This is a genomic window from Thermodesulfobacteriota bacterium (assembly GCA_039028315.1).
In the GTDB taxonomy this organism is placed as follows: Bacteria; Desulfobacterota_D; UBA1144; order Nemesobacterales; family UBA2774; genus CR02bin9.
In genome coordinates, this window is record JBCCIH010000264.1 from 1 (window position 1) to 1,969 (window position 1,969).

Below are 1,969 nucleotides of genomic sequence, written 5' to 3' on the forward strand. Positions count from 1 at the left end.
ACTGGCGGCGCTTCCACTAACCTCACTTCTAGCTATGATATGGTTATATATCGATACGAAGGATGCGGGAAGGATCGCTGACTTGTCTATCTCAATATTTTGGCTTGTGTTGCCAACCCTTATCTTCTTCCTGATTCTGCCGTGGCTCTTAAGGCAGCAGTACAATTTTTGGTTTTCATTAGTTATTTCGAGCGCAATAATGATCGGGTTGTATTTGGGCTATGCAACTATTGGTCGAAAACTTGGACTTCCTTTATAGTTAGAACCATTAGGTCGCCAGAATGTCTTTTAGTTTAATCATTCCGGTTCTCATCCAGCTTTTTACAGTACCAAGAGGCTCGTTCATGTGTTTTGATATCTCGCTCTGGCTTAAGCCTTTAAAGTATGCAAGCTCAATAGACTCTCTTTGCTTGGGGGTCAGTTCTGAAAGAGCTTTCATTATAACTTCCCTTTTCTCAAGAATATCTCTAGTTTCATCTGGAAGAGGAGTATCATCAATTGAATCATCATAAATAGGCTCATTGGTTGTTCTTCGTTTAGTATCAGAGCGGATTCTATCGATGGCGCGGCTTCTGGTTAAAGTAATAAGCCAAGCAGAAGGGGTGCCCCGGCCTGGCTCGTAATCCGGTGCTTTGTTCCAAATTTGCTTAAACACATCAAGAGCTACCTCATCAGCATCGGGCTGGTTGTTTAAAATCCTGTATGCAAGCCCATATACCTGCGTGATAGTTGTGTCATAGAGCTTCTTTAATGCAGACTCACATCCTCTTGCTATTTTATCTATTAGCTCTGCAAGACTTTGCTCATGTTCTGATGTCTTTTTAGTTTTTTCTCCACCCTGAGCCATGATTTATCGCCCTTAGTTCATATGCTATCTAGTATATTCCTATTACTATATCAATTTATTGAATAGTAATTCAAGAAAAATTTCTGCTTAATAACCTACAGCAAATACAAAATATTCCAATACCGCTATCATTAAATTACATAGATATATATCCAAACTCTAGCCTAACATCGTATATATATTTATACAGGGAGCGGATATTGTATATAATATTGATTAGATGTATGTTAGAAGCAAAAGCTGTGTTATTACATAAAGGAGTGGGATGAGAACTAAAGAAGAACTAGAAGAGCTTATTTCAATATATGCTCTTGGCGCGCTTGATGGAGAGGAACTCGCAGAGGTAGAAGAGATTCTAGCTACTGATCAAGAAGCAAGAGATATATTAGCAAAATACCAAGGCGTAGCTTCGCATCTCGCATATTCTTCTAAAGCTCGTATGCCTGACCCAAGCCTAAAAAAGAAGATGTTGTCAGAGCTGCTTGGTCAGAAAAAGAGTACATATCAAGAAGTGAAGACTCCTTTTTGGAAACGTTTTCAGCTTATTGGTTTCTCATTTGGAGCTGTCGCTGCTGCAGTTTTGATGCTTATTATTGTTTCACCTAACCAATCCCAATATGAAACTCTTGGTGACAATGGTGCTGTAATTACTGAGTTAAACCAAACAATCTCTGATCAACAAGAACTGATAAACAACTTGAAAATCTCTCTTGAAGAGAAACAGGTTGAATATAAAGAATTAGAAGACCATTATGCAAAACTAGATGAGTTAAGCGAGTTTTTAGAGCATCCAAGTGTTCATATAATACAGCTCACAAATATGCACACAGATGAAGATGCCGGGGTTGGTGTTTTGTATCACAATGATGATGATAAAGCCTTTTTCTATTGCTTAGATCTAGAGCACCCGCCTGAGGGAAAGGATTATCAGTGGTGGGTAAAAGCAAACGGAGAGCATAAAAGTGTTGCAGTGTTTAAGGTTGACGCTAAGGGTAGTCATTTTGTCGAGCTAGAAGCACTTTCCGATCTAGGGAACATAGAACATTATTCAGTGACTATAGAGCCTGAGGGTGGGGCAGAAAGGCCTAGTAGCGATATGATCTTTGCCGGAGATCATAGAGG

At 39.3% G+C, this 1,969-nt stretch carries 3 protein-coding genes; 2 read left to right on the forward strand and 1 reads right to left on the reverse strand.

Translation table 11 applies throughout. The features are described from left to right. A partial coding sequence (locus AAF462_11790) for a DUF3147 family protein (protein ID MEM7009804.1) occupies positions 1-259 on the forward strand: 259 nt, incomplete at its 5' end. Between the two features lie 9 nt (positions 260-268). Here AAF462_11790 and AAF462_11795 read toward each other — a convergent pair. Beyond that, a complete protein-coding gene (locus AAF462_11795) occupies positions 269-847 on the reverse strand; it encodes a sigma-70 family RNA polymerase sigma factor (protein ID MEM7009805.1) in 579 nt (192 codons plus the stop codon). Between the two features lie 265 nt (positions 848-1,112). Between AAF462_11795 and AAF462_11800 the strand changes: the two genes are divergently transcribed. Next, the coding region (locus AAF462_11800) for an anti-sigma factor (GenBank protein ID MEM7009806.1) at positions 1,113-1,969 on the forward strand (857 nt) is incomplete at its 3' end.